Source organism: Pseudomonas tremae, from assembly GCF_023278125.1.
GTDB lineage: Bacteria > Pseudomonadota > Gammaproteobacteria > Pseudomonadales > Pseudomonadaceae > Aquipseudomonas > Aquipseudomonas tremae.
Window position 1 is genome coordinate 75882 of sequence record NZ_CP066271.1, and the last position, 23016, is coordinate 98897.

A 23016-nucleotide genomic window follows, 5' to 3' on the forward strand; every position below is an offset into this window, starting at 1 on the left:
TCGGAGCCTACTAATGATTACTGACAACCGGCATGGAGAAAGCCTATGAAAAACGTGTGTCTATTGACCCTCTTGACTGCCTCTTTGTTCAGCGTGGGCCTGACTACAGCGGTGGCAAGCCCGCCCAGTGTTAATCTGTACAACTGGTATGGCTTCATCGCACCAGATACCCCTAAGGAGTTTGAGCACGAAACCGGCAACCAATTGCTCATTGATTCCTTTGACAGCGCCGAGATCATGCAAAGCAAGGTTATGGCTGGACGCACAGGGTATGATGTAGTAGTAGCCACTTCAAATGTGTTACCAAATTTGATCACTGCTGGAGTTCTCCAACCTCTGGATCGTAGTCAACTCAGTAACTGGTCTCACCTTGACTCAGATATGTTGGCTAAGGTCTCTGTCAATGATCCAGGAAATCTTTACGCAGTGCCCTACCTCTGGGGTACTACCGGAATCGGCTATGATGTCGATAAGGTGAAGGCTGCCATCGGCGATGATGCCCCGGTCGATAGCTGGGATTTGGTATTCAAGGAAGAAAATATTAGCAAGCTGAAGCAATGCGGTGTAGCAATGCTCGATTCCCCTAGTGAAATTATTTCTATTGCATTGCACTATCTTGGATTGCCTCACAACAGCAAGAACCCTGAGGACTATAAGAAAGCTCAAGCCCTGCTGCTTAAGATTCGTCCTTATGTGCGCTATTTTGACTCGTCCAAAATTGACGCTGATCTTGCTGATGGAAACATTTGCGTCGTTGTCGGGTGGGCAAATGGTGCACTTGCCGCGCAAGAAATAAACGAAAAGAACAGGACTGGACGACGGATTGCGTACTCCATTCCACGTGAAGGCGCTTTAGTATGGTCTGAAAATATGGTTTTGTTGAAAGATGCCCCTCATCCTCAAGAGGGCATGAAGTTCATAAACTATATTCTGCGTCCTGAGGTGATTGCTAAAACTTCAAATCATACACTGTACCCTAGCGCGAACAAAGATGCTCTGCAGTTTGTAGACGCAAAGCTTAGTAGTAACACATCTATATATCTGGATAAAGATGCTATCGCTAGGCTTTTCCCTTTGGAGCCACTACCTTTGAAGCTGGAACGGATTCGTACCCGTGCTTGGGTTAAAATAAAAAGCGGTATGTAATCCTTAATATATTTAATATTGAGTGCCCCTTTGCTTACTTTTTTAGTTTAGGGGTTCTCAAATGACTGTATTGAGTTGAGGTTTATAATAAGCTATGAGTGCTCTAACAAGTGTATTCACAAAGCAATGTCAGGTAGAAATCAAAGAATTGATTGATTTGATACGTCTAGACGATATGTACTACTCTTTGTTGTCTGATGGTATCTTTCCAATAGATAGCGAGGCAATTGAACTAAATTACGAGCGACATTCTAGAATCATTGAGATTTCACGTAAATACGGCCTTAAATGAGATTTGAAGTGGTCTATTTTTTTTCGTCTGGCTTATTATAAATTGTGAATTTATTCATGAACGCCAGTATCTCTTCCAGAGATTCTGGAGAGTCGACTTCTATTGCTTTGTCAGCGATGGCCTGCCTAAGCGATATTAGGCGCGTCCTCAGTGCGTCTTGGCCGCCTGGAAGCAGTTCGCCAGGAGCTACGTCAAAAGCCATCGAGATTTTTATCAATTGCTCGACACCAGGGAGGTAAATGCCCCTTTCGTAACAACCTACAAGTGGAGCGTCACAGCCTATTTTCTCAGCTAGAGCGGCTTGGCTCATACCTGACAATTTACGAAGAGCCTTGATTTTTGCTCCTACAAAGCTTCGAAGCGTGTCCATTTTTAGCCCATAAAATCTCATGATTTCATGGGCATGCCTTGCAGAAAAGAATTAAAGCTATCTAATAGATAGGTTTCTGTTTACTTTTTATTCTGTTTGATCTATTTTGTTATCTACAAATCCATCACCTGCTGGCCATCCCATGGCCCAGATACAGATGGAGCTGGTTTTCATCAGCACACCACTCGCCCCTGCTCTCAGCGGTTTGGGAATTCGAAAGAGCGCCTGATCAAAAGGATCCGATTATGAAAAATTGGCGTGTTTTGATGCACAATTCCTCCGTTTACCAGTCACTTATCACGTCGATCGAGCGATTGGGTGTGGAGGTGTACTCCCCCACCAGAAAGACCTCTCGCAAACGCACGGATCGTCCCTCATCAATAGAGAAAGAGGTGCGCTTGTTTCCGGGGTATCTGCTGTTGCGCTTCGATCCCCAAGTGACGCATACCACCACCATCACAGCGTTGAATGGTGCTCATGGGTTCGTTCAGTTCGGCGGTCAAACGTGTGAGTTCGGCGGTCAAGCGTGTGTCATGCAGGACAGCACGGTAGAGGCATTAAAGGCAGCGGCTTTGGTTCGTCCCAACCGTGCGCTTGATTGCATCGAGTTTCGTAATTTGCCGACTGAGCTGGAAAAGACGCTACGTCTAATCATCGACATGAAATCTGAAGCTGCGCGCCGAGCAGCGTTCTTTGCGCTCCTGGCCCAGGATGCAGCGCTGGAGCGTCTTGTTAGACGATCCGGCACCCTTTGCTACTCGATGGTAAGTGCCGCCTAGGCTTTACCACTTCCCACGATTTCCCATTTCACCGCATGGTCTAGCCAGGCGGTGTTTTTTTGCGTTCTCACAACCTTCAGGAGTTCCCATGGCGTCATCCGAAGATGAAGCAACCACCAAGACAGTAAGCGTTTATATCCGAGCGGTCAGGGTGGAGGCGCTGAACAAAGCCGCGACACGGGTGAGCTATGAAACTAAAAGCCCCAGGCAGATTTCACCCTCAAAACTCGCTCGTTATCTGATCGATAATTTTCTTGAAATGGCCGTTGAGCAGTTGATTGAAGATTCCAAAAAAGCGGCACCTGGCTCGCCTCTTACTGTTACTGACTAGAAGGAACCTGCAATGCTCACCACCAGTGCCTTTCTGGCCCTGGCCATGCAATGCGCTCCCTCGATACACCCAGCCACGCTTACCCCCATCGTCAAGACAGAATCCTCCTTCAATCCCTATGCCATTGGCGTGGTCGGCAAAGTGTTGCCGCGTCAACCGCAAACCTTGGATGAAGCTGTATTGGTGGTGAAAAAGCTGGTCGCGGAGGGGGCTGACTTCAGCATCGGCCTGGGCCAAATCAACCGGCAGCATTTCGATGTCAACCTACCCGAACCTGTATTTGAGCCCTGCACCAACCTGCGCATGGCCGCCGCTGTTCTTGAAAAGTGCTATGCAAGGGCCAGCGCCAAGGAGCCCAACCGGCAGGCAGCTTTACACAAGGCTATTTCCTGCTACTACAGCGGCAACCCCAAACGCGGCTTCAAGGCCGAGGCCGAATTCGGTGGCAGCAGCCACGTGCAACGTGTGTTGGCCAACGCCGGCACGACCACCGTGACGGTCCCTGCACTGGAAGGCGGATCACCTGAACCGAACAAGCTCCAGCGCGCTCAGGCCCCGGCGTCCACCGTTGATCCGACCTACGAAAGCTGGGACGTACTGCGCCAGTTCCCGCGCTATCTGCCGCCTGCACCACCGCCAGCTTCTGCGCCATCCGCTCCATCCGCAGTGCCCGCGTCACCCCCAGAACAACCCTCAACTCTCCCTCAAGAGGATCAATGATGATCAAACGTACCCTTGTGCCCAACAAAGGCGAGCTGGGCATTCTGCTGGTGGCTCTGGCCTACCTGCCCGGTATCGCCTCCGCTGACTGGCTGACCACGTTGCAGCAATATGGCAGCAATATTCGCCTGGGCATTTATATGCTGACGGGCACCCTGGGCCTGTGTTGCCTGATCTGGTCAGGTGCCAAATGGATGATTGCTCGCTCCACGGGCGACCGCTCGCACACCTTCATGGACTACCTGGAGCAGGTTGCTGTGTTGATGGTTGTCGGAGCCACAGTTGCCATTGGCACAGCGGTTTGGGGAATATTCGGCACCGGCGTGCCGGGTTGACCAGGAGCGCTTATGGCCGGTAACGAAGTGCTCAAAAAAGAGGTTTCCCCAAGCTACAACGCGATGAGTCGGCCCGCGATGTTCTGGAACATCCCCATCATGCCGATGGTGGGATTGCTGATGGGCGGCTTGGTCTTCGGTGTTGCCGCGACGTTTCTGCTGTCCTGGGTGTGGGGCCTGGTCGTTGCCTCCCCATTCCTGATTGCCCTCATTGCCTTGAGGGTTGTTGGCCTGATCGATCCTCAATATTTACGCCGCGTCCGCTTTGCACTGCGGCGTCTCCGGCTGAACTTCAAGTACGGCAAGCCGTTGTTGCTGACCCCCATTAATCCGCAATGGAGCAAATTCTATGGCGCACGATTTTCACAAAAGCGTTATGCCAGCGGAGGAGAAAGTGCCGCTGATGGGCTATCCGGTGCACGAGTTCATGACGACGCTGTCCGGCAATCGCCTGGTGAGCCTTATCCAGCTCAAGGGGGTTTCTCAAGAGACCCGTAGTGATGAAGAGCTGATCCGCCTGTACAACACCCGCAACCGCTACTTTCTGGCTTTGGGCAAGAAAGAAGGAAAGAACCTGTTGGTGCACACTTACACCACCAAAACAGGCATCGAGCTAGACACGGAATACTCGTTGCCGCTGCCCGCGCTACAGGACTTCGTGGACGCTTACACCGCACCATTTCGCAACGGCACCTTCTACCAGGTCGGGTACGGCATTGCTCTGGTCCTCAAATACCGGGAGCTTGACGACGGAATCCAGCGTATGGAAGACCTGTTGTCACTGACCAGAACCCTGCTGGACGAATATGACCCGGCCATCATGGGACTGGAGGAAAACGAACACGGCGCATTGTTCTCGCAGATCGGGCGCTACTACAGCCTGCTGATCAATGGGCACGAAAAAGACGTGCTGGTCAGCGACACCCGCCTTGGTGACGCGATTATTGATAGCGTCACCAACTTTGAAAACTACGATTTTGTCGAGAACCGGCCTAACCGGGGCGGTCAGCGTTTCGCGACCACCTTTGACCTGCGCGACTACCCCAGTGGCGGGACCTACCCCGGCATGTGGGATGAAGCCAACGAGCAGCAATTCGAATACACCCTGGTGCAAACGTTTCTGTTCGAGGACCGCAACAAGGCCAAGGACAAATTCCAAAAGCACATTTCAGATCTGGGCTCCGTCGAAAACGATTCAAAGCAGACAAGAGAGCTTGATGAGGCTATCGAGGCCATCACTCTCGGTGATAAAGCCTTTGGCCGCTATCACGCTTCGTTGATTGTATACGGCAAGACCCCGGACCAGGCCATCGAGAACGGCACCGCGATGCAATCGGTGTTTACGGTCCACGATGCGAACTTTGTACGTTCGACCATGAGCAACGTCGATACCTGGTACACACAGTTCCCCGGTGTGACCGAGGCCATGTACCCGATGATGAAATCGACCGAGAACCTGGCGGGTGGCTTTTCCCTGCACGCCACTCCTACGGGTAAGGTCAAGGGCAACCCTATTGGTGATGGAACGGGTGTGATGCCGGTTCTGACGGTCAACAAAGCGTTGTATGTCCTTAACGTGCATGACAGCCCACCCGGCCAGAATAACCTCGGTGAAATGCTTCCAGGTCACGCGGTCTACACAGGCCAAACGGGGGTCGGTAAAACCACAGCTGAGGCCATCCTGCTGACCTTTCTCAGCCGCTTCGATCCGCTGATTTTCGGCATCGACTATAACGAGTCGCTGAGGCACCTGCTGTGTGGATTGGGGGCCGAATATTACACCGTGCAGCCTGGGCACTTCACCGGCGTCAACCCGTTTCAGTTTCACGACAGTCCGGGGTTGCGGCAAATGCTGTTTGACCTGGTGCTGTGCTGCGCCGGTGGACCTGATAAGAGCAATGACGCTGACCAGAAAAGGATCAAGGACTCGGTCGAGGCTGTCATGGCGCACACCAACGTGCGCAATCGCAGCATGTCATTGCTGCTGCGAAACATCCCTGAGCAAGGCGAAAACTGCTTGCGGACCCGGCTATCGAAATGGTGCCGCCTGGCGGGTGAAGGCCGCGAAGGCCAGTACGCCTGGGTGCTGGACTCGCCGGTCAACCAGTTCAATGCGCAGACCTACCGGCGTCTGGCCTTCGATTGCACGCAGCTGCTTAACAACGACTACGCCCAGAAGCACCCAGAGGTCATGGAAGCGTTTCTGAACACGCTGTTCTACATGAAGCGCGAAATGCACCAGGCCCGACCCGGCAACCTGCTGCTGAACGTGGTGGCCGAGTACTGGGCACCGTTGTCGTTCAAAAGCACAGCGGATGCAATCAAGGAGGTCCTGCAGAGCGGACGCATGCGCGGGGAAATCCTGATCATGGACACCCAGTACCCCGAGCAAGCGCTGGCAACGCCTTACGCTGCGGCAGTCATTCAGCAAGTGACGACCCCCATCTGGCTGCCCAACAAAAAAGCCCAGGCTGAGAGTTACGCGAAGTTTGGCGTTACGGGCAAGTTGTTCGAGGCCGTGCGTGATATGGGGCCGCTGAGCCGGGAAATGGTGGTGCAGCAGGGTAATCAGACGGTGAAGCTGAAGATGGAGCTGGACGGCCCCCTCAAGTACTGGTTGCCGCTGTTATCAGCTACGAAAAAGAACCTGGCGGTGGCCGAGCGTATCCGGCAACACCTGGACACGACCGATCCCAAGCTATGGGTAGACGCGTTCCTGGTGGCTGAAGCCGTGCGCCAATGGCTGAACACCGACGATGCCGCTGTGTGGCTGCCTGCGTTCGACTATGCCGAGGGCTTGCGCCAGTCCATGAAAACGCGGGATGCACAGCGCTGGATGCCAGCCTTCCAAAAAGCCTGGAAGGCCCTTCAAGAACACAACGAAGTAGAGGTTTCGTCATGAAAAAACAGGTGATGGCTTGTGCGCTGAGCATGTTCATGTTGACCGCAGTGATGCCTGCTGCCCACGCAGCAGTGCCAGGTGTTCCGGTCCTGGATCCGTCTAACCTGCTTGCACTGAAGGCGAATGCGTTGGCCCAGGCCAAACAGGCGATGGACGCGCTGAGTACAGCCAAGGAAGGCATCACCCAGGTCGCGCAGCAATACAACCACTACAAAAGCATCATCACCGGCAACGACATGTTGGGTGGGTTCCTGAACGACCCTGCCTTGAACAAGGTCATGCCCCTTGGGGACTGGGCCGATGTGTACAGCACTGGACGGGATATCGCCAGTTTGCGTGACCGCTACGGCTTAACTTCGGATAATGCCAGCGTGCAGGCGAAATTCGACCAGTTGATGTCGGCTGCGGATGCGCTGGAGCGCAATTACAACGCCAGCACTGAACGGGTCAAGAACGCCGAGCTGCTACGGGCGCGGTTGAACGAGGTGCAGACCCCACAGCAGAAGGAGGATTTACAGCTGCGCTACCAGCAGGAGTTGATCGAGCTGCAAAACCAGCAGATGCGGCTGGCCAACATGCAGATGCTCCAGCAGCAGCAAGAGAAAATGGAAAACGAAAAACGGGCCCAAGCGTTCCGCGATTACATGAACGGTAAAACGAGCGTGCGTCCTAGCTACGAGTGATTAATTAATAATTTCAAAAGGGAATATGACCATGTTTAAAAAAATGAGCGCTCTGTCTTGTTTAGTGCTGTTTGCATTTCTGGTTTCAGGGTGCAACGGAGGGAAAGGTGATGACTTTATCGGGCGTTGGGAAGGTCAAAATACTCAGAGAATGTACAAGCCAACTTATGTTATGACCATTTCAAAAGATGGAGAGAACTTCCATATTGATCTTGCTAGGACCTTGGAAGCATCAGGTAACGAAAAGCCAAACACGAGTGTACAAAAGTTTGAAGCCAAGGCTGAGTCGGATACGGTACTGAGTATGCTAGGCGGCCTCGCAACCATGCGTTTGGAAGGAGGGGTTTTACATTTTGATGGCACAGAATTTCTAAAGTCAAAATAACGGAGGCGGCATGGACGTAACAAAAATAGCCCAGACGTTGTTTGATTTCGTTGATGCCGCTCTGCAAAGCACCTTGGTCACTGGGATGGCCAAGGTGATGCTGGGGCTTGGGGCGCTCTTTGGCACCATGTGGCTGATCCACTTCACGCTTCGCAACATGCAGTGGCTGTACCGGGGGATGAACGTTGCCTTCGAGGATGTGGCCAAAGAAATTATGAAAATGGCAGCCATAACCGCATGTGCATTCAACCTAGACTGGTACGTACAGACGATTGTGCCCTTTATCACCGGCTTTCCCAACTGGATGGGGGGAATCTTGTCCGGCCAGGAGGGCACGCAAACCAACCAGATCGACAGCTTGATCGTTGTTTACGGCTCCAACTTAAAAGCCCTGATAGCGGCTATGAATTTCAATATGCTAACAACTAGCTTTGCCGACATTTGGTTAGGGATTCAGGCTGTGGTGTTTTATGTTGTTGGAGGTGTCCCATTCTTGCTTGCCGCCGTGGCGACGCTCTTTGTACTGAAAGTCACGTCAACGGCTATCGTGGCCGTGGGGCCTCTGTTCATCGCCTTTCTGCTATTTGATCAGACTAGGCAGTATTTCTGGGGCTGGGTTGGAGCCATTGCGGGCTTTATGTTGGCTCAGGTATTGATATCGGTCGTGCTTGCGATCGAAATCGGCTTTATCAACACCGTGATGATTAAAGACGGAACGTTGAATACCACTCTGGTGGGAAATATCGTTATTCTGCTTGTCTTTGGCACGTTCACAGCACTTGTCATCGAACTGCCTCAGCAAGCAGCCTCCATCATGGGCGGCGGCCCCTCCGGAGGCGGAATGATCAGCAAAATTTCAGGGTTTAGTGCAGCCAAAAGCATGACCCGTGGTGCCGCCGCCGGCATTTCTAAACTGCGGGGGGGACGCAACACCATCCAATAACACTCGGCTTTACCGGCTACGCCCTCTTCCTACTCGCAACACCCTCGCTTCTTTCAGGTACTCCACTATGAATTTCAAACTTGCTTTAAGCGGGCTGCTTTCGGCTGCCTTGCTGTCAGGGTGTGGCTCTGCACCCAAACTTTCCGAACCGGAAGGGCAATGGGAAGACATGCCCTTCACACATGCCCCTGCGCCTCGGGCTGCCCCCGTGACAACGCCCGCGCCTGGCCGGGTACTGCCAGCAGCGAGCCCTGCGCCCAAGGTCCGGTCGCTCAAGACCACCAGTCCAAAGCGCCCGGCAACCGCCGCAAGCGCCTCCCCGGCAAAGCCCGCCGAGGCCCCACCCAACGACTCCAAATGCTCCGCGAACTGATCCGCGAAGCACGTGTAGGGGAGCCTAGAGAATTCGGAAAAAATCGTACGCTAAGGTTTGCCGACCTGTCGTAGCGGCCTGAATTTCCCGTCTTCCAGCTTGCGGCTCTGCCGCCAGACGTAATCGCCAGTCAGGTTGATGTGCTCCCAACCCAACGGCGACAGGTATTGATACAGGTCGATATTCACCGGCTTTCCGGCGTCGGTCAGCCCTTGGGTTGCCCGCTCCAGGTAGACCGTGTTCCACAGCACTATGGCGGCGGTCACCAGGTTGAGGCCGCTGGCCCGGTATCGCTGCTGCTCGAAGCTCCGATCCCTGATTTCGCCGAGGCGGTTGAAGAACACCGCCCTGGCCAGGGCATTTCGCGCCTCGCCCTTGTTCAATCCAGCGTGCACGCGACGACGCAACTCTACACTTTGCAGCCAATCGAGGATAAACAGCGTGCGTTCGATCCGGCCTAGTTCCCGTAGCGCTACGGCCAGGCCGTTCTGGCGCGGATAGCTGCCCAGCTTGCGCAGCATCAACGAGGCAGTGACGGTGCCCTGTTTGATCGACGCGGCCAGGCGCAGAATCTCGTCCCAGTGAGCGCGGACGTGCTTAATGTTCAACGGGCCACCGATCATTGGGCGCAGTGTCGGGTAGTCCTGGACACTGTTCGGTACATACAGTTTGGTCTCGCCTAGGTCGCGGATGCGCGGCGCAAAACGAAAGCCCAGCAGGTGCATCAGCGCGAAGACGTGATCGGTGAAGCCCGCCGTGTCGGTGTAATGCTCCTCGATCCGCAGATCTGACTCGTGATACAGCAACCCATCGAGTACGTAGGTGGAGTCCCGTACGCCGACATTCACCACGCGGGTGCTGAACGGCGCGTACTGGTCGGAGATGTGGGTGTAGAACAGCCGCCCCGGCTCGTTGCCGTATTTCGGGTTGACGTGGCCAGTGCTTTCGCCTCGACCGCCTGCACGGAAGCGCTGGCCATCGGAAGATAAGGTGGTGCCATCACCCCAGTTGGCCGCGAAGGCATGATTGAACTGGCTGTTAACCAGTTCGGCCAGTGCCGCCGAATAGGTTTCGTCGCGGATGTGCCAGGCTTGCAGCCAAGACAGCTTGGCGTAGGTCATGCCCGGACTCGACTCGGCCATTTTGGTCAGCCCGATGTTGATGGCGTCACCGAGGATCGCCGAAAGCAGCAGCGTTCGATCTTTGGCCTGGGCACCATCCTTCAGGTGGGTAAAGTGACGGGTGAACCCTGTCCATTCATCCACGTCCATCAGCAGTTCGGTTATCTTGATGCGCGGCAGTAGCTGACTGGTCTTGTCGATCAGCGCCTGGGCGGTGTCCGGTACCGCCGCATCCAGTGGGGTGATCTTCAGTCCGGACTCGGTGAGGATGGCATCGGGTAACTCGTTGTCTTTGGCCAGCTTGGCGACGGTCGCCAGTTGCTCATCCAGCAGCTGTAAACGTTCCTCCAGATACTGGTCGCTGTTGGGGTTGATCGTCAGTGGAAGCGCCTGTTCCTTCTTGAGCGCGGCAAACTTAGCGGGTGGTAGCAGGTAATCTTCAAAGTCACGGAACTGCCGTGAGCCTTTCACCCAAATGTCACCGGAGCGCAGCGCGTTCTTCAGTTCGGACAAGACGCAGATCTCGTAAAAGCGCCGGTCAATACCCTCCGGCGTGATCACCAGCGGTTTCCAGCGCGGCTTGATGAAGGCGGTTGGTGCGTCCGATGGCACCTTGCGCAGGTTGTCTGCGTTCATCTCGCGCAGCTGCTGGATGGCATCCAGCACACGTTGCGCTGCCGGTGCGGCCCGCAACTGAAGCACCTCCAGAAAAGCCGGGGTGTAGCGGCGCAGCGTATTGAAGTTCTCGCTGACCAGGTGCAAATGGTCGAAGGTTTCAGGGCGGGCCAACAGCTCGGCGTCGGTCACACTCTGGGCGAATTCGTCCCACGGCATGACCGCCTCGATGGCGGCGAATGGATCGTCACCCGACGCTTTGGCCTCCAGCAAGGCCTGACCTATCTTCGAGTACAGACGCACCTTGTCGTTGATCGCCTTGCCCTGTTTCTGAAATTGCTGCTGATGCTTGTTCTTGGCGCTGCTGAACAGCTTGACCAGGATGCGGTCGTGCAGATCCACCAGTTCATCGGTCACCGTCGCAGTGCTTTCCAGTACCATGGCCACCAGGGTGGCGTAGCGCCGTTCGTTCTCGAACTTGCCCAGATCCTGAGGCGTCATCTGCCCACCTTCACGGGCCAGCTTGAGCAGCCGGTTCTGGTGGATGTGCCGGTCGAGCCCTTCGGGCAGGGCCACCAACTGGAAGATTTTCAGGCGCTCGATGTGTTCCATCATGTGCCGCGAATTCGGCTTCAACGGTGACTGCCGCAGCCAGGTCAACCAGGTGCTGTTGCTGCCCGTTTTGATGGTCAGCAGTTCGTCGAGCTTGTTGCGATGCGACTGGCTCAGCGGCTCGATCAAGGCACGGTAGACCCTTCGGTTGGCTCGCGCTACTGCTTCGGAGCAGGCCCGATCAATGACCGTCAGCGTGGGCAAGATCCGCCGTTGCTGACGCAGACTCTCCAAGGCCTGCCCGGCGAGTAACAGACCTTTGTCGGTCTGCTGTGCCAGGTCGGTCAGTTCGCGCACCAGGGCACGAAAGTCCGACAGCCCGAACGGCAACAAGCCCAAGTAGGTTCGCAACTCTTGGGCATGTTCACGGCGGGTGACATCGCGCTCTCCATACTTCGCCCAGCTTTCGGACGCCGCCTGAACCTGTCGTGCCACCCACTCAATGACCGGATCGGGCAGTACGCTGTCGGTGACCAGCGCGTAACCGGGGTAGCGCAGCAGGCAGAGTTGCACGGCAAAGCCGAGGCGATTGGCATCACCCCGTCGCTGACGGATCAGCGACAGGTCGGACTCGTTGAAGGTGTAGTAGCGGATTAGATCGTCCTGGCTTTCCGGCAGCGCAAGCAAAGTGTCGCGCTCAGAAGCCGAGAGTATCGAGCGACGGGGCATGTATCAGTCATCCATGCGTAGGTACTGGTAGAGGGTTTCCCTACTTATACCGAACTCACGGGCTAACTGGGCCTTTGGCTCACCGGCAGCGGCCCGTTGCCGGACTGCGACAGTCTGTTCGTCGGACAGAGCCTTCTTGCGGCCCCTATATGCGCCACGTTGCTTGGCCAGGGCGATGCCCTCGCGCTGTCGCTCACGGATGAGCGCTCGCTCGAACTCGGCGAAGGCACCCATGACCGACAGCATCAGGTTGGCCATCGGCGAATCATCACCGGTGAATACCAGGCCTTCCTTCAAAAACTCGATACGCACGCCGCGCTTGGTCAGCTTTTGCACCAGGCGGCGCAGGTCATCAAGATTGCGGGCCAAGCGATCCATGCTGTGTACCACAACGGTGTCACCTTCGCGGACGAAGCCGAGCATGGCTTCCAGTTGCGGACGCTGGGTATCCTTGCCAGAGGCCTTGTCGGTGAACAGTTTGTTCACCTCGGTCTGTTCCAATTGGCGTTCCGGGTTCTGGTCGTAACTGCTGACCCGGACATAGCCAATACGTTGTCCCTGCAAGGCGCCTCCCTAGGCTCGATATGTGATTACTGATCGGGCTCGACGTTATATAGCACTTGGTAAAGCGGAGGTACCGAAATGCGTGCGGGCCACGCTTATCGCATCAAATTTGAGACCATAGAGCGGAGTCTGCCGCGCCATGCTGGGGTCAAGCGAGCGCAGGCGCCATCCGCTGCTGCGGATTTGCCTGTCTGTACGGCCTCGGCAGTGAAACTTTTAACGCTCATCGTAGGATCACCAATGAGACCAGCTTGGATTTGCTCTTCGTACATGGCGTCCTCAATTTTCAGGATCGAAACATTAGCGTGCAGTGGATCTATCACTTGGCACTGAAAGCCAGTCTCAATGGCCTCCACTAATCCTCTATAGTTTTCCCAACTCTCTCTGACGGCGGCTCTGGCATCCTCAGTCCTTTGGCTTTTTATGGCCTCACTTTTGGTTACAGCACGCTCCATCTCGGGACTTAGAGGTTTTTGTGGCAGGGCGTAACAAATTCGGAGCTGTTCTTTCGTTAGATTGAGGCCATTGTCCGTCAGGCCGAACCCTAAAGCACAATAGTCCGGCCGAATTTTAGATTCCACGATAGATCGTATCCGCGAACACGCTTCAGGTAAAAAACCGACGCAATAGTCAGGTGCCGAATCAGCCTGAACTGAAGTGTCCGCCTGCGTAGCGGCAGAGAGAGCGTAAAGAGACAGCACAGCTATCAATTTCTTCATTACGTGACTCATGCCACCTCCCAAATATGTCAGGTTGAATTCTTTAATGTGTGATAGCACGTGTCAATAAATAAAATCAGATGCTCTAATCTGACGGATTGGCATAGATTAACCTGACATCTGGTTAGGGTATAGCCCAACCTGACAACAAGCTTGACGACGCGTGATTATTCACTATGATTTAGGTTAAATCGAAATAAATTAGGATTAACCAAATATGGCAACCACCGCCAAAACCCGATCCGTCACAGCTCACGTTCCGGTGCAACTGGCGGAAAAAGTCGATTTGATGGCTGAGCGTCTGGAGCGCTCCAAGAACTGGATCGTCAAGCAAGCTCTGTCCGCTTGGATAGACCAAGAAGAAGAGCGTAGTCGCCTGACCCGTGAGGCTTTGGCTGATGTTGACGCTGGACGCGTTATTGACCACCAAGCCGTCCAGGCCTGGGCTGACAGTCTCAGCACCGACACTCCGTTGCCGGTGCCGCGCTGATGGAATTGAAGTGGACAAGCAAGGCGCTTTCCGACATTACCCGGCTATACGAGTTTCTGGCCTCTGTGAATCAACCTGCTGCCGCACGAGCAGTGCAGCAACTCACCACCGCACCTACCACGCTGCTGACCAATCCGCGCATTGGAGAACGCCTGGAGGAATTCGAGCCAAGGGACGTACGCCGAATTCAGATCGGCCAATACGAGATGCGTTACGAGATAGCGGATTCCACTATCTACCTGCTGCGCCTGTGGCACACCCGCGAAGACCGATAGAGGAACGGAACACATCAACTGGCGGGCCTACGACTGATCGGAAAACCTTAGCGTACGATTTTTTCCGAATTCTGTAGGCTCCCCCATACCCATTCTCGGACTTGAACACGTCAGGTGCCGCGCTCCCGGCTCGTCGTGACGCGCCTTACCGTCGCGGCGAACGGAAGCACGGGCGCAGCGCACACTTGACGCTACCTCGTTCAGAAAAGGCTCACCTTGGGAGTGTGGGGTAGCTTCACCACCCCGCGCTCCCGAGGTCAACGCGGCCGTTGCGGGATGACAAGGGCCGCGCCCTTGGTGTTCAAACCGCCCAGCGACCTCAAATTTCAGATCAAGCACATCGGGTAGTGATTACCCGGTGCGAACCCCTTTATTCAAGGAATACCCAAATGAAAGCGATCGGATGGTTTAAAAAGAAAGTCGTCGTCATTAACTACACCGGCACCGTTGGCAAAACTACCATCGCTGCCAACCTGTTGTGGCCACGCATGGGCGGCGCGCCGCTCTATGCCATTGAGTCTATCAACGAAACGGCTGAGAACCTTGGCTTGGATGTTGAGAAGCTGCGCGGCAACGCATTCCGTGAGCTGTTCAAACGACTCATGCTTGAGGATCAGGCAATCATCGATGTTGGAGCGTCCAACGTTGAAGACTTCATGGCCAGCCTGGAGGAGTTTGACGAAGCCCATGAGGAAGTTGATTACTTCGTGGTCCCGGTCACCTCGGGCACCAAGGAGCAAAAAGAAACCGTCAGCATGATTGGCAGCCTGTCCTCCCTTGGCGTACCCCCTGAAAAGATTCTTGTATTGTTCAATCGTGTCAAAAAAGACGTGAAAACAGAGTTTCCGATTATTTTTGCTTATCACCAGCGCGCCGGTGTCTTCACGCTGAATGCTGAATGCTGACTGTGCCGTGTTCGAATCTGCATTGTTTGATGCCTTGTCGATCCACCGTATCTCAATGCAAACCGTGATGGACGATGACACCGATTACAAAACACTCCTCAAGAATAAAGATGCCAGCGCACAAGAGCGTGATCGTTGGTCTGATATGTTCGGGCTGAAGCTCTTGTGTAAAGGCGTCAATCGCAAGCTTGATCGAGTTTTCGCAGCGTTGTTTGACCTTGAGGTGATCAAATGAGCGAACACGAAACTATTCCCTCTACTGCGCGTGATGCTCTGATCATTGAGCTTCTGGGCGATGTAGGTCGTTTACACGATGATGTGAAACGCATTCCGCAGTTGCTTGAACTATCCATGAGGGATTCTCTGGATATTGTGGCCGACGCTGTAGAGGATGCTGAAGACACCGCGTTGCAGTTGCAAGAAGCGACAAAGGAAGTCATTCAAGCGACTGCCGCCAAAGCAGGTGTGGACGTTACTCTGGAAATGTCCACGGCCATTCACCAGAGTTTAGAGCGAGTGTTCGAACCTGCTTTGCAGCGCGCAGCGATCAAAATCGATGCTTTGGAAAAGCAGGTTAGTGCTTTATCCGGTAACTTCCGTGATACCCATGCCTCACGGTTCAACTACATTGTCCTGGCGGGATTTGTGGCCGTGAGCATCGCGGTGGTGTGTGCAATGGGGTGTGTAGCGATAAAGGCTCAGGACGTCAATGAAACCAATCGATGGTTCTATCACGAATACAAAAAACAGCAGGCTGTCATTGATACGCTACCGTCTACCATTAAAAAACAGTTCGCGCAGTAAATACTGAGCTAACAACCATACAGCTGTCATGGCTTGGAAGTTCTGTTTTCTTCACTGATGACTTCGGCCCAGTTCGTGTTTTCCACCTCCTCCCTGATTTGCTTCATGCTTTGCCTGAAGTTGGCTTGTGGCCTGGTCTTCTCGCCATTCTGCAATGCGGGTTTGCTGACCGCTGCGCTGTCGCTTTTTTCAGGTAGGGGGTTTTTGACCTGTCCGGCTCGTTTATGGCTTTTACGGATTCTGTACAGCGCCTGGTCGAAGTGACGAAGGCTGATCGCGAGTCCGGTATCAACCAGTTTTTGGTGGATCACCGTCCTGCTTACACCTGAATCCAGAGCGTTTTCGATCACGTCATACAGGTCGCGGATTTGCGCAGTGTACGACCTGGCTTTGCTGTCCTGGGCCAGTTCTGCCAGAGCCTCACGCCGGTTTTGTATGTCTTGAGCCACGGTTTGCCCCTTGCTGCGTGAAAAGTGATGTAGGTGTGATGTAAATCTGTCGTGTTTGAGCGTAACAGTGATGTAGAAAAACGCAATGCAAAGCAATCCTGACGTAATCCCGAGCATTTCTGATGCAATTTTGATGTAACCCGCAGTTTCACCCTGCTGACTCCCTATCTCGAATTCGATAAACAGGCACGTTACCGATTGTCTACAAAAAAGAGCTTCGCCTTTTTCGTATCCAATCGACGTGCCAAAGGGGGAGCCCCTTTGGAACCCCGCAGAGCGGGAAAGCGTTGTCGTTGTTGGTTGTCGTCATTTTAGGAGCCCTCAGGAGGTGATCTTGTGGCTGAAAAAGTGAACAAGTCGTGCCCTATGTCATGCCGTTTAACGGATGAACAGTTCGCCCGGTTTGCCGAACCCATCGCGCAATCCGGTCTCAAGCCAGCAAGATTTTTTCGTGACCTGGTGATCAGTCGTTCGCCTACTTTCGAGCAGTCTGCAATCGACAAGAAGCAGATGCTGCAGGTATTTGAAAAGTCCGGACATGCTCTAAACCGAGTTGCTTACTCCGCGAACTCGGCACCCTATAACGGCGCGCTTTATCAAAAGCAGTATCTCCACTGGCTTAATAGGTTAAACGCTATTCAACAGCTTTTGCTCACAGTGTTGCCTGAGACTGACCCACCTAAACCTATAAGGCCAGTCCATAACGGCAACCGTGGTTCGCCTAATACATCCGGCAAAAAGGTTCATATCATCCGGTTTCGACTCACACAAGACGAAATGGCCCAGTTTGATGACATGATCAAGCGGGCGGGCTGTTCTGTATCTGATTTCTTTAGGAGACTGATCTTAAATCAACTCCCAGTATTTAGAGAGTTTACTGGGTTTAAGAGGAGAATTGTATTTATCGTTAATAAGGCGGGCAACAACATTTCTCAGTTGGCTTACATCGCAAAAGCGGCGAGTGATAGGGGGATCATCACCGAAAGTGTGAGAGATAAATGGTATGAAACGCTGATGGTCATCGAATCGATTTTATTAGCGGGTATTGATCATGCTGATTAGAGACAGTGGTTATAATGCAGGGGCGCAGGAGTATTTAGAGCAAGGCAATAAATCAGGTCGAGAGTTTACGCGTGATGAATTGGATCACCGCTTGATCATTGAGGGGCAACTCAGTGTGACTCGGGCCATCTATGAAAGTATTCCTGATCATGGTCAGGATCGTTATTTGACATTTACGCTAAGTTTCAAAGAAGACACGGTTTCACCTGAGTTGCTTAAAGCAGTGACGACCGACTTTAAGGATTTTTTCATGCATGCGTACAAGCCTGAAGAATTTAATCTGTATGCCGAAGCGCATTTGCCCAAAATGAAGACTGTCACTGACAGGAAAACTGGTGAGGTGATCGACCGCAAACCCCATATCCATATCATTATCCCGCGTATCAACCTGCTGAGCGGCAACGAGGCCAATCCGGTCGATGTTTATAAGAATCATGAGAAGTACTTTGAAGCTTTTCAGGAGCACATTAATCAGAGGTATGGTCTGTCTTCACCGCGTGAGAATGTCCGTGCGGACATCACCGACGCGGCCAGTGTCCTGTCTCGTTACAAGGGCGATGACTTCTACGGCAAGAACCGCCAGTTCAAACAGGATTTGGTCAAGCAGATAATTGAACGTGGTGTGACTACACGGGCTGACTTTTATGCCTTGGTAGCTGAACACGGTGAGACACGCATCCGTAACGAAGGTAAGGACACTGAATATATTTCGGTCAAGTTACCTGGTGACGCAAAGGGCACGAATCTGAAAGACACCATCTTTCAGGATGACTTCATTGTCAGGCGTGAACTGAAGAAACCACCGCTTGAAGCCAGTGTGATTCAGGAACGCTTGCTCGCCTGGCCACAGCGCGCAAAGGAAATTAAGTACGTCAACAAGGCCACCCCCAAGTTTCGCAAAGCCTATTCCGAAGCCTCCCCTGAAGATCGTGTTCGGCTGCTGGCCGAGCGCGAAGCCAGGTTCTATCAAACTTATGGAGAATCCCATGACTCAGTACACACCGGGCAACGACAGAGAGATCACCAGCGAAGTCCTGCTGAAACTGCAAGGCGACGCACTGCCGCATCTGCCGATGGCTTGCAAAACCTGTCCGTCAGCAATGTGGCAGATCACCGGCAAGCCGGATCGGCCCGAAGCCGTGACGGTGCGCTGTTACTGCCCAGTGATGCACACGTTCACTTGGGACAGTCGCAACCAGGAGGAGATTCTGGATTGCGACCATCTGTACCAGGAGGAGGACGAGGAAGAGGGAGCAGGGTCACAACTGAGCGAGGAGGAGGAAGAAGCGAGCCTGCCGCCGTTCGTGCGGAAGCAAAGGGAACAGCAACGCCTGCAGGCGCTACAGGCCGACGCCGGGCCGGAGCTGGAAAACTCCGAACCGCCAGAGTACGAGCTGGACGCATAGTCCCGCCGTATGCCAAGAACCCGCACCGCGTTGCCACCATCGCTGACATCGAGGCGCGTGGCCGGCAGCTGTTAGATCCACTCAAACGGCCATCTGACAACGCACTGGTGTTCTACAGATCACCAGCCGGGACGTCTGCCAGTCACCTGCAGGTGGCTGACCAAGCGACCAAGGCGACGTTTGCAACGACAACGCCTGGCCGACCTACCGCCGTACGCAGGCCCCGGACTACAGGCAAGCCCCGCCCTCCCCGCCAATGGCGGCCAGGGTCTGTCGTACCACCTTATGCCAAGAACCCTCACCGGGTCGCGACGGTGGCTGACATCGAGCAGCGCGGCCGGATGCTGTTCGATCCGCTCAAACGGCCCGCAGACAAGGCGCTGGTGTTCAAGCGCGCCTCGATCAAGGCCCTGACCGTTAACAGGCAGGCCTCGACGGTGGCTGCGTACTTCACGCGTGAAGCCCAGCAAAACCGAATTGCCCCGGCTCATCGTCAGGCCATACGCCGCATCGATCAGCAGTATTTCGCGCTCAGGCGCGCTGTGTTCTCCGATCAACGATTAACCCGCCAGGACAAGGCGCAGCTGGTTTCCGTGCTGACCTTCGAACGGCTTAAAGCGCGTGAACAGTTCCATAAACCCCAACCCAATACCGAGGTGAATTTCATGGGCAGTGCAGCCATACGCAATCTTTTAGAAGACGAAAAGGAAGACCCAGGCTTCAGCATCAGCGGTGCCAGAGGGCCTGGCCCTGCAGGCGTGCGCGACCAAGTAAAGCGGGTTATGGATCGCTTTGCCAAACAGATTGATCCAGCCGCCGCCAGTCAGCGCGCGCGTGACCTTAGCGCCAAGGACCTTTACACGCGCAAGGCCAAGTTCAGCCAGAACGTGCATTACCTGGACAAGCAGACCGACAAGACCTTGTTTGTGGACACGGGTAAGTCCATTTCCATGCGCCGCACGGGGATTACCGAGTCCGGAGTGTCCGTGGCCCTGCAGTTGGCCAAAGAAAGGTTCGGCAGCACACTGACCATCACCGGCACCGCCGAATTTAAAAAGCTGGTGATCGAGGCAGTGGCCAAGAACGGCCTGGATGTGCATTTCACTGACAAGGCCATGAACCAAAGCCTGGCGGATCGCCGAGCAGAGCTTGATATCGAACGTGATGGCTTGAGCATTGGTCCTGCCACTGACCTGGCTCGGCACGTTGACGATTCCACACGTGACGTTCGGGACCAAGCGGACCGGATGGGTGTCACGGTGCGCATCGAGGCACTGTATGGAGAAGGAAAGACCGCTGAGCAGGTTAGTCAGGTGCTTGCCGTCCAGCTGGACACCGTGCCAGAACCGGAGCGCATTGCATTCGTGGAGAAGGTGGCGATCACTCTGGGCATTCCAGAACGTGGCGAGCCCAAGGGCGACCAGGCGTTTGCACAGTGGCAGGCGCAGCGTGCCCAACCGGCAGCGGATTCCGAAGCAACGGCAAGGTCTGAAGCGCAGGCCAACGTGTCGACGCCTTCAGACACCGCGCCCGGGGCGGTGCCCCCGACAGTGGCCACAAGCCCAGCGTCGGCCAGCCCTGAGGCCGCGAAGCCTGCACGGTTCAACGACCCGGACCTGCAGAGCCCCAGCGAGCTGGTCAGGCTTGAAGCACAATGGCGTCGCGATTTCCCGATGTCCGAAGCGGATGTCAGGGCCTCTGATACGGTCATGGCCTTACGAGGTGAAGACCACGCCATCTGGATTATTGCTACAGATGACAAGACTCCTGAAGCCGCTGCCATGTTGGCGTCTTATATGGAAAACGATAGCTACCGCGAAGCGTTCAAAAGCAGCATCGTAGCCGCTTACAAAACAGTCGAGAACTCGCCTCAGTCAGTTGATGACCTGGACCACCTCACGGCGATGGCTGCGGAAATCGTCAATGAGGTGGAAGACCGTCTGTACTCGGCACCTCAAGCTGCATCCGCGCAGGCCACCCCTTCCAGCAGCAAGGTCATCGAGGGAGCGCTGATCGAGCACGGGGAAGCGCCATATCATCACAAGAAGGACAACCAGATGAGCTACTTCGTGACGCTCAAGCCCGAGGGCGGTAGACCCCGCACGGTGTGGGGCGTAGGACTTGAATATGCCATGAACAAATCAGGTCTGAAGCCAGGCGACCAAGTGCGTTTGAAAGACCTGGGCACCCGGCCTGTCGTGGTGCAGGTAATTGCTGAGGACGGCACTACGACTGACAAGACGGTAAACCGTCGCGAATGGTCTGCGCAACCGACCGCGCCTGAGCGGGAAGTCGCTGAAACCACGCCCAAAGGGCAGGCCATCGCTGCCGGCACTCCGGAGCTGTCATCGCCGGATGAAAATGACGGCATGAGCGTGGACTGAGCCGTTTGAGAACCCACCTCCTTAGTATGGAGGTGGGTTCCTTTCTGACGACTCAGTAGATTCCTCGTAGCAAAATTTTCATAACTTATGTAAGTTATGTCACTTCAATAATCAGTACCAAGGGCAGTTCATGATCTTACTTTTAGGTGGTGAAAAAGGCGGCAGCGGTAAAAGCTGTCTGGCTCAAAACCTGGCCGTCTGGCTGCAGGCCCGCGGAGGTGACGTCCTACTTCTGGATGCCGACCCTCAGGGTACAACTGCAGACTGGGCTGCTGAACGCTCTGCACAGGGAGACCTCCCTGCGATTCCTGTTGTGCAAGCACACGGCAATATTCGTCAAACACTGACAGACCTTCGGGGCCGGTACAGGCAAATTGTGGTCGATGCTGGAGGGTCTGATTCGGAGGCGCTGCGGTCAGCTATGACGGTAGCAACTCATATGTTGATCCCTTTCCGACCCAAGCGACGAGATCTCAAAACCCTCCCAAAGGTCGATAACCTGGCTCGGTTGGCCACTGCAGTGAACCCAGCATTGAACGTGCGTGCAGTGATCACCCAATGCCCTGCCCTTCCTAGTCAGATACAGCGGATATTGGATGCCAAAGAAGCATGCCGCTCCTTCGGCATTCAACCTCTTGACGCTATTACTACAGCCCGCAATGTCTACGACGATGCGGATGAAGACGGTTGTTCCGTCTTGGAAAGCAACTCCGACGCACGTGCTATAGAAGAAATACAGACGTTGGCAGCAGAGCTTTGGGGGGATGCCAAATGGGATTGAAAGATTTGATTCGTAAGGCTGAACCGGTCTCTCCATCGTCTGAGGCCAACGATGAAGCCGCACTGGCTTTCATATCTGCGGCACCTGTAAGTGCAACGCCCGAGCCTAAGCGCAAGCGTAAGAAAGCTTCTACATTCGTGCGTACTACTTTTTCCCTCTCCAAGGACGTCAACAGGCAGATAGATAAGATTTCTCTTTTGCCACGGACCTTCCGCATATCTAGATCCGATGTGATTCGGGCAGGAATCATGGCTCTCCAGGAGCTTGATAAAGCAGACCTCATTGCGCTGCTTGAGAATGCGTCTAATGCTGAACCCATAACCGATTCTACGGAAGACGAGTAAGTTCTATAACTTACGTAAGTTATTTCGGTTACATAAATTACATCACTCATTCCGCTGAAAGCCACGTCATGCAAGGGCTATGACCATACGCAGTAGGCTGAAAAAATGGCGGAATATAAGCTTTGAAAAATGGCATTTTCATTGCGGATGGTGAATCCGGGTGATAGTGTTCACCCACTTTGCCTGCCAACCGTTGCTGGGATGCCATATTTTTCATGCTCGAATGAGCGTAGACGGGAAAATTTCTAACGATTTAGCCAAATAGCAGAAACCAAAAAGCCCCGGTTGGCGCCGGGGCTTTTTGGAAAATCTTGAACAGGCCGTTTGGTTGCGGAGTACCTGTTCAACACACACATAACGTGAGCTGATTATGGCGTTCACTGCGGCTTTGTGCAAGTCGTCAAAAGTGAAGCCTTCAGTTCACCGCTGAACGGTGGACTTATGGAAAAAATTCTTCTGCAGTTGTGTGCCGGCGATGATCGCACCCTGCCCTCCCAACTGGCCCCTTGTGTAGCTTCATTTCCTGTTGGCCGACTTGCTGGCCAGGGCGGTGAAGC

At 54.2% G+C, this 23016-nt stretch carries 25 protein-coding genes and 1 pseudogene; 20 read left to right on the forward strand and 6 right to left on the reverse strand.

The window, feature by feature from the left end:
* Positions 1-45: 45 nt before the first annotated feature.
* Complete coding sequence (locus I9H09_RS26325) at positions 46-1146, forward strand: polyamine ABC transporter substrate-binding protein (protein WP_054990077.1); 1101 nt, start codon at positions 46-48, stop codon at positions 1144-1146.
* 305 nt (positions 1147-1451) lie between these two features.
* Here the strand turns inward: I9H09_RS26325 and I9H09_RS26330 are convergent, their stop codons facing one another.
* Entirely contained in the window at positions 1452-1808 is a 357-nt protein-coding gene (locus I9H09_RS26330) for a helix-turn-helix domain-containing protein (RefSeq protein ID WP_054990128.1), read from the reverse strand.
* 245 nt (positions 1809-2053) lie between these two features.
* Between I9H09_RS26330 and I9H09_RS26335 the strand changes: the two genes are divergently transcribed.
* The 10 genes from I9H09_RS26335 (at position 2054) to I9H09_RS26380 (ending at position 9259) form a co-directional block, all read left to right on the forward strand.
* On the forward strand, positions 2054-2587 hold the full coding sequence (locus I9H09_RS26335; protein ID WP_054990078.1) for a transcription termination/antitermination NusG family protein: 534 nt from the start codon (positions 2054-2056) through the stop codon (positions 2585-2587).
* 88 nt (positions 2588-2675) lie between these two features.
* Entirely contained in the window at positions 2676-2918 is a 243-nt protein-coding gene (locus I9H09_RS26340) for a hypothetical protein (protein ID WP_054990079.1), read from the forward strand.
* Between the two features lie 12 nt (positions 2919-2930).
* Positions 2931-3638: a lytic transglycosylase domain-containing protein gene (locus I9H09_RS26345; protein WP_054990080.1), complete on the forward strand. Its 708-nt coding sequence runs from the start codon at positions 2931-2933 to the stop codon at positions 3636-3638.
* The gene (locus I9H09_RS26350; protein WP_016569406.1) at positions 3638-3973 is read left to right on the forward strand and encodes a hypothetical protein; all 336 of its coding nucleotides are present in this window, start codon (positions 3638-3640) and stop codon (positions 3971-3973) included. The genes I9H09_RS26345 and I9H09_RS26350 overlap by 1 nt, the downstream gene beginning before the upstream one ends.
* 12 nt (positions 3974-3985) lie before the next feature.
* The gene (locus I9H09_RS26355; protein WP_081032896.1) at positions 3986-4471 is read left to right on the forward strand and encodes a VirB3 family type IV secretion system protein; all 486 of its coding nucleotides are present in this window, start codon (positions 3986-3988) and stop codon (positions 4469-4471) included.
* The gene (locus tag I9H09_RS26360) at positions 4377-6875 is read left to right on the forward strand and encodes a VirB4 family type IV secretion system protein (RefSeq protein WP_235667922.1); all 2499 of its coding nucleotides are present in this window, start codon (positions 4377-4379) and stop codon (positions 6873-6875) included. The genes I9H09_RS26355 and I9H09_RS26360 overlap by 95 nt, the downstream gene beginning before the upstream one ends.
* The gene (gene virB5, locus I9H09_RS26365) at positions 6872-7558 is read left to right on the forward strand and encodes a P-type DNA transfer protein VirB5 (protein WP_054990081.1); all 687 of its coding nucleotides are present in this window, start codon (positions 6872-6874) and stop codon (positions 7556-7558) included. The genes I9H09_RS26360 and virB5 overlap by 4 nt, the downstream gene beginning before the upstream one ends.
* A gap of 31 nt (positions 7559-7589) precedes the next feature.
* A complete protein-coding gene (locus tag I9H09_RS26370; protein WP_054990082.1) occupies positions 7590-7943 on the forward strand; it encodes a hypothetical protein in 354 nt (117 codons plus the stop codon).
* 10 nt (positions 7944-7953) lie between these two features.
* Positions 7954-8886: a TrbL/VirB6 family protein gene (locus I9H09_RS26375; RefSeq protein ID WP_054990083.1), complete on the forward strand. Its 933-nt coding sequence runs from the start codon at positions 7954-7956 to the stop codon at positions 8884-8886.
* 67 nt (positions 8887-8953) lie between these two features.
* A complete protein-coding gene (locus I9H09_RS26380) occupies positions 8954-9259 on the forward strand; it encodes a conjugal transfer protein (RefSeq protein WP_122346904.1) in 306 nt (101 codons plus the stop codon).
* A 50-nt stretch (positions 9260-9309) separates the two neighbouring features.
* Here I9H09_RS26380 and I9H09_RS26385 read toward each other — a convergent pair whose 3' ends face one another.
* From I9H09_RS26385 to I9H09_RS26395, 3 genes are all read right to left on the reverse strand, one after another.
* On the reverse strand, positions 9310-12276 hold the full coding sequence (locus I9H09_RS26385) for a Tn3 family transposase (RefSeq protein WP_236502509.1): 2967 nt from the start codon (positions 12274-12276) through the stop codon (positions 9310-9312).
* A 3-nt stretch (positions 12277-12279) separates the two neighbouring features.
* Positions 12280-12840, reverse strand: a complete 561-nt coding sequence (locus tag I9H09_RS26390) for a recombinase family protein (protein ID WP_122346646.1) — start codon at positions 12838-12840, stop codon at positions 12280-12282.
* Positions 12841-12935: 95 nt separating this feature from the next.
* Complete coding sequence (locus I9H09_RS26395; protein ID WP_122346645.1) at positions 12936-13559, reverse strand: hypothetical protein; 624 nt, start codon at positions 13557-13559, stop codon at positions 12936-12938.
* Positions 13560-13776: 217 nt separating this feature from the next.
* Between I9H09_RS26395 and I9H09_RS26400 the strand changes: the two genes are divergently transcribed.
* The 4 genes and pseudogenes from I9H09_RS26400 to I9H09_RS26420 all read left to right on the forward strand — a co-directional run bounded on the left by I9H09_RS26400 (position 13777) and on the right by I9H09_RS26420 (position 16033).
* On the forward strand, positions 13777-14049 hold the full coding sequence (locus I9H09_RS26400) for a CopG family ribbon-helix-helix protein (RefSeq protein ID WP_015060662.1): 273 nt from the start codon (positions 13777-13779) through the stop codon (positions 14047-14049).
* Positions 14049-14324: a type II toxin-antitoxin system RelE/ParE family toxin gene (locus tag I9H09_RS26405; RefSeq protein WP_060413327.1), complete on the forward strand. Its 276-nt coding sequence runs from the start codon at positions 14049-14051 to the stop codon at positions 14322-14324. Before I9H09_RS26400 ends, I9H09_RS26405 begins: the two co-directional genes overlap by 1 nt.
* A 389-nt stretch (positions 14325-14713) precedes the next feature.
* Positions 14714-15464, forward strand: a pseudogene (gene stbB, locus I9H09_RS26410) (StbB family protein).
* A complete protein-coding gene (locus I9H09_RS26420) occupies positions 15461-16033 on the forward strand; it encodes a hypothetical protein (RefSeq protein ID WP_122347984.1) in 573 nt (190 codons plus the stop codon). Before stbB ends, I9H09_RS26420 begins: the two are co-directional and overlap by 4 nt.
* Positions 16034-16059: 26 nt before the next feature.
* On the opposite strand, the gene I9H09_RS26425 is transcribed toward I9H09_RS26420, so the two are convergent.
* Entirely contained in the window at positions 16060-16599 is a 540-nt protein-coding gene (locus tag I9H09_RS26425) for a hypothetical protein (RefSeq protein ID WP_054990103.1), read from the reverse strand.
* 219 nt (positions 16600-16818) lie between these two features.
* On the opposite strand from I9H09_RS26425, the gene I9H09_RS26430 reads away from it, so the two are divergent.
* Positions 16819-17544: a plasmid mobilization protein gene (locus I9H09_RS26430; RefSeq protein WP_236502506.1), complete on the forward strand. Its 726-nt coding sequence runs from the start codon at positions 16819-16821 to the stop codon at positions 17542-17544.
* 202 nt (positions 17545-17746) lie between these two features.
* Here the strand turns inward: I9H09_RS26430 and I9H09_RS27320 are convergent, their stop codons facing one another.
* Positions 17747-17980 (reverse strand): hypothetical protein, encoded by a 234-nt coding sequence (locus I9H09_RS27320; protein WP_032618268.1) that lies wholly within the window; start codon positions 17978-17980, stop codon positions 17747-17749.
* 550 nt (positions 17981-18530) lie between these two features.
* On the opposite strand from I9H09_RS27320, the gene I9H09_RS26440 reads away from it, so the two are divergent.
* From I9H09_RS26440 to I9H09_RS26455, 4 genes are all read left to right on the forward strand, one after another.
* Positions 18531-18950 carry a hypothetical protein gene (locus tag I9H09_RS26440; RefSeq protein WP_054990105.1) on the forward strand — a complete coding sequence of 140 codons (420 nt, stop codon included), beginning with the start codon at positions 18531-18533 and terminating at the stop codon, positions 18948-18950.
* Between the two features lie 314 nt (positions 18951-19264).
* Positions 19265-21334: an LPD7 domain-containing protein gene (locus I9H09_RS26445; RefSeq protein ID WP_327399554.1), complete on the forward strand. Its 2070-nt coding sequence runs from the start codon at positions 19265-19267 to the stop codon at positions 21332-21334.
* 130 nt (positions 21335-21464) lie between these two features.
* Positions 21465-22115, forward strand: a complete 651-nt coding sequence (locus I9H09_RS26450; protein ID WP_024690823.1) for an AAA family ATPase — start codon at positions 21465-21467, stop codon at positions 22113-22115.
* Complete coding sequence (locus I9H09_RS26455) at positions 22106-22459, forward strand: hypothetical protein (protein WP_024668964.1); 354 nt, start codon at positions 22106-22108, stop codon at positions 22457-22459. Before I9H09_RS26450 ends, I9H09_RS26455 begins: the two co-directional genes overlap by 10 nt.
* Positions 22460-23016 lie beyond the last annotated feature (557 nt).

Excerpts from the sequence above, each read along its gene's own strand:
- I9H09_RS26325 (WP_054990077.1), top strand. The coding sequence starts at position 46 with ATGAAAAACGTGTGTCTATTGACCCTCTTGACTGCCTCTTTGTTCAGC.
- I9H09_RS26330 (WP_054990128.1), bottom strand. The coding sequence starts at position 1,808 with ATGGACACGCTTCGAAGCTTTGTAGGAGCAAAAATCAAGGCTCTTCGT.
- I9H09_RS26335 (WP_054990078.1), top strand. The coding sequence starts at position 2,054 with ATGAAAAATTGGCGTGTTTTGATGCACAATTCCTCCGTTTACCAGTCA.
- I9H09_RS26340 (WP_054990079.1), top strand. The coding sequence starts at position 2,676 with ATGGCGTCATCCGAAGATGAAGCAACCACCAAGACAGTAAGCGTTTAT.
- I9H09_RS26345 (WP_054990080.1), top strand. The coding sequence starts at position 2,931 with ATGCTCACCACCAGTGCCTTTCTGGCCCTGGCCATGCAATGCGCTCCC.
- I9H09_RS26350 (WP_016569406.1), top strand. The coding sequence starts at position 3,638 with ATGATCAAACGTACCCTTGTGCCCAACAAAGGCGAGCTGGGCATTCTG.
- I9H09_RS26355 (WP_081032896.1), top strand. The coding sequence starts at position 3,986 with ATGGCCGGTAACGAAGTGCTCAAAAAAGAGGTTTCCCCAAGCTACAAC.
- I9H09_RS26360 (WP_235667922.1), top strand. The coding sequence starts at position 4,377 with ATGGGCTATCCGGTGCACGAGTTCATGACGACGCTGTCCGGCAATCGC.
- virB5 (WP_054990081.1), top strand. The coding sequence starts at position 6,872 with ATGAAAAAACAGGTGATGGCTTGTGCGCTGAGCATGTTCATGTTGACC.
- I9H09_RS26370 (WP_054990082.1), top strand. The coding sequence starts at position 7,590 with ATGTTTAAAAAAATGAGCGCTCTGTCTTGTTTAGTGCTGTTTGCATTT.
- I9H09_RS26375 (WP_054990083.1), top strand. The coding sequence starts at position 7,954 with ATGGACGTAACAAAAATAGCCCAGACGTTGTTTGATTTCGTTGATGCC.
- I9H09_RS26380 (WP_122346904.1), top strand. The coding sequence starts at position 8,954 with ATGAATTTCAAACTTGCTTTAAGCGGGCTGCTTTCGGCTGCCTTGCTG.
- I9H09_RS26385 (WP_236502509.1), bottom strand. The coding sequence starts at position 12,276 with ATGCCCCGTCGCTCGATACTCTCGGCTTCTGAGCGCGACACTTTGCTT.
- I9H09_RS26395 (WP_122346645.1), bottom strand. The coding sequence starts at position 13,559 with ATGAAGAAATTGATAGCTGTGCTGTCTCTTTACGCTCTCTCTGCCGCT.
- I9H09_RS26400 (WP_015060662.1), top strand. The coding sequence starts at position 13,777 with ATGGCAACCACCGCCAAAACCCGATCCGTCACAGCTCACGTTCCGGTG.
- I9H09_RS26405 (WP_060413327.1), top strand. The coding sequence starts at position 14,049 with ATGGAATTGAAGTGGACAAGCAAGGCGCTTTCCGACATTACCCGGCTA.
- I9H09_RS26420 (WP_122347984.1), top strand. The coding sequence starts at position 15,461 with ATGAGCGAACACGAAACTATTCCCTCTACTGCGCGTGATGCTCTGATC.
- I9H09_RS26425 (WP_054990103.1), bottom strand. The coding sequence starts at position 16,599 with ATGCTCGGGATTACGTCAGGATTGCTTTGCATTGCGTTTTTCTACATC.
- I9H09_RS27320 (WP_032618268.1), bottom strand. The coding sequence starts at position 17,980 with ATGATTCTTATAAACATCGACCGGATTGGCCTCGTTGCCGCTCAGCAG.
- I9H09_RS26440 (WP_054990105.1), top strand. The coding sequence starts at position 18,531 with ATGACTCAGTACACACCGGGCAACGACAGAGAGATCACCAGCGAAGTC.
- I9H09_RS26450 (WP_024690823.1), top strand. The coding sequence starts at position 21,465 with ATGATCTTACTTTTAGGTGGTGAAAAAGGCGGCAGCGGTAAAAGCTGT.
- I9H09_RS26455 (WP_024668964.1), top strand. The coding sequence starts at position 22,106 with ATGGGATTGAAAGATTTGATTCGTAAGGCTGAACCGGTCTCTCCATCG.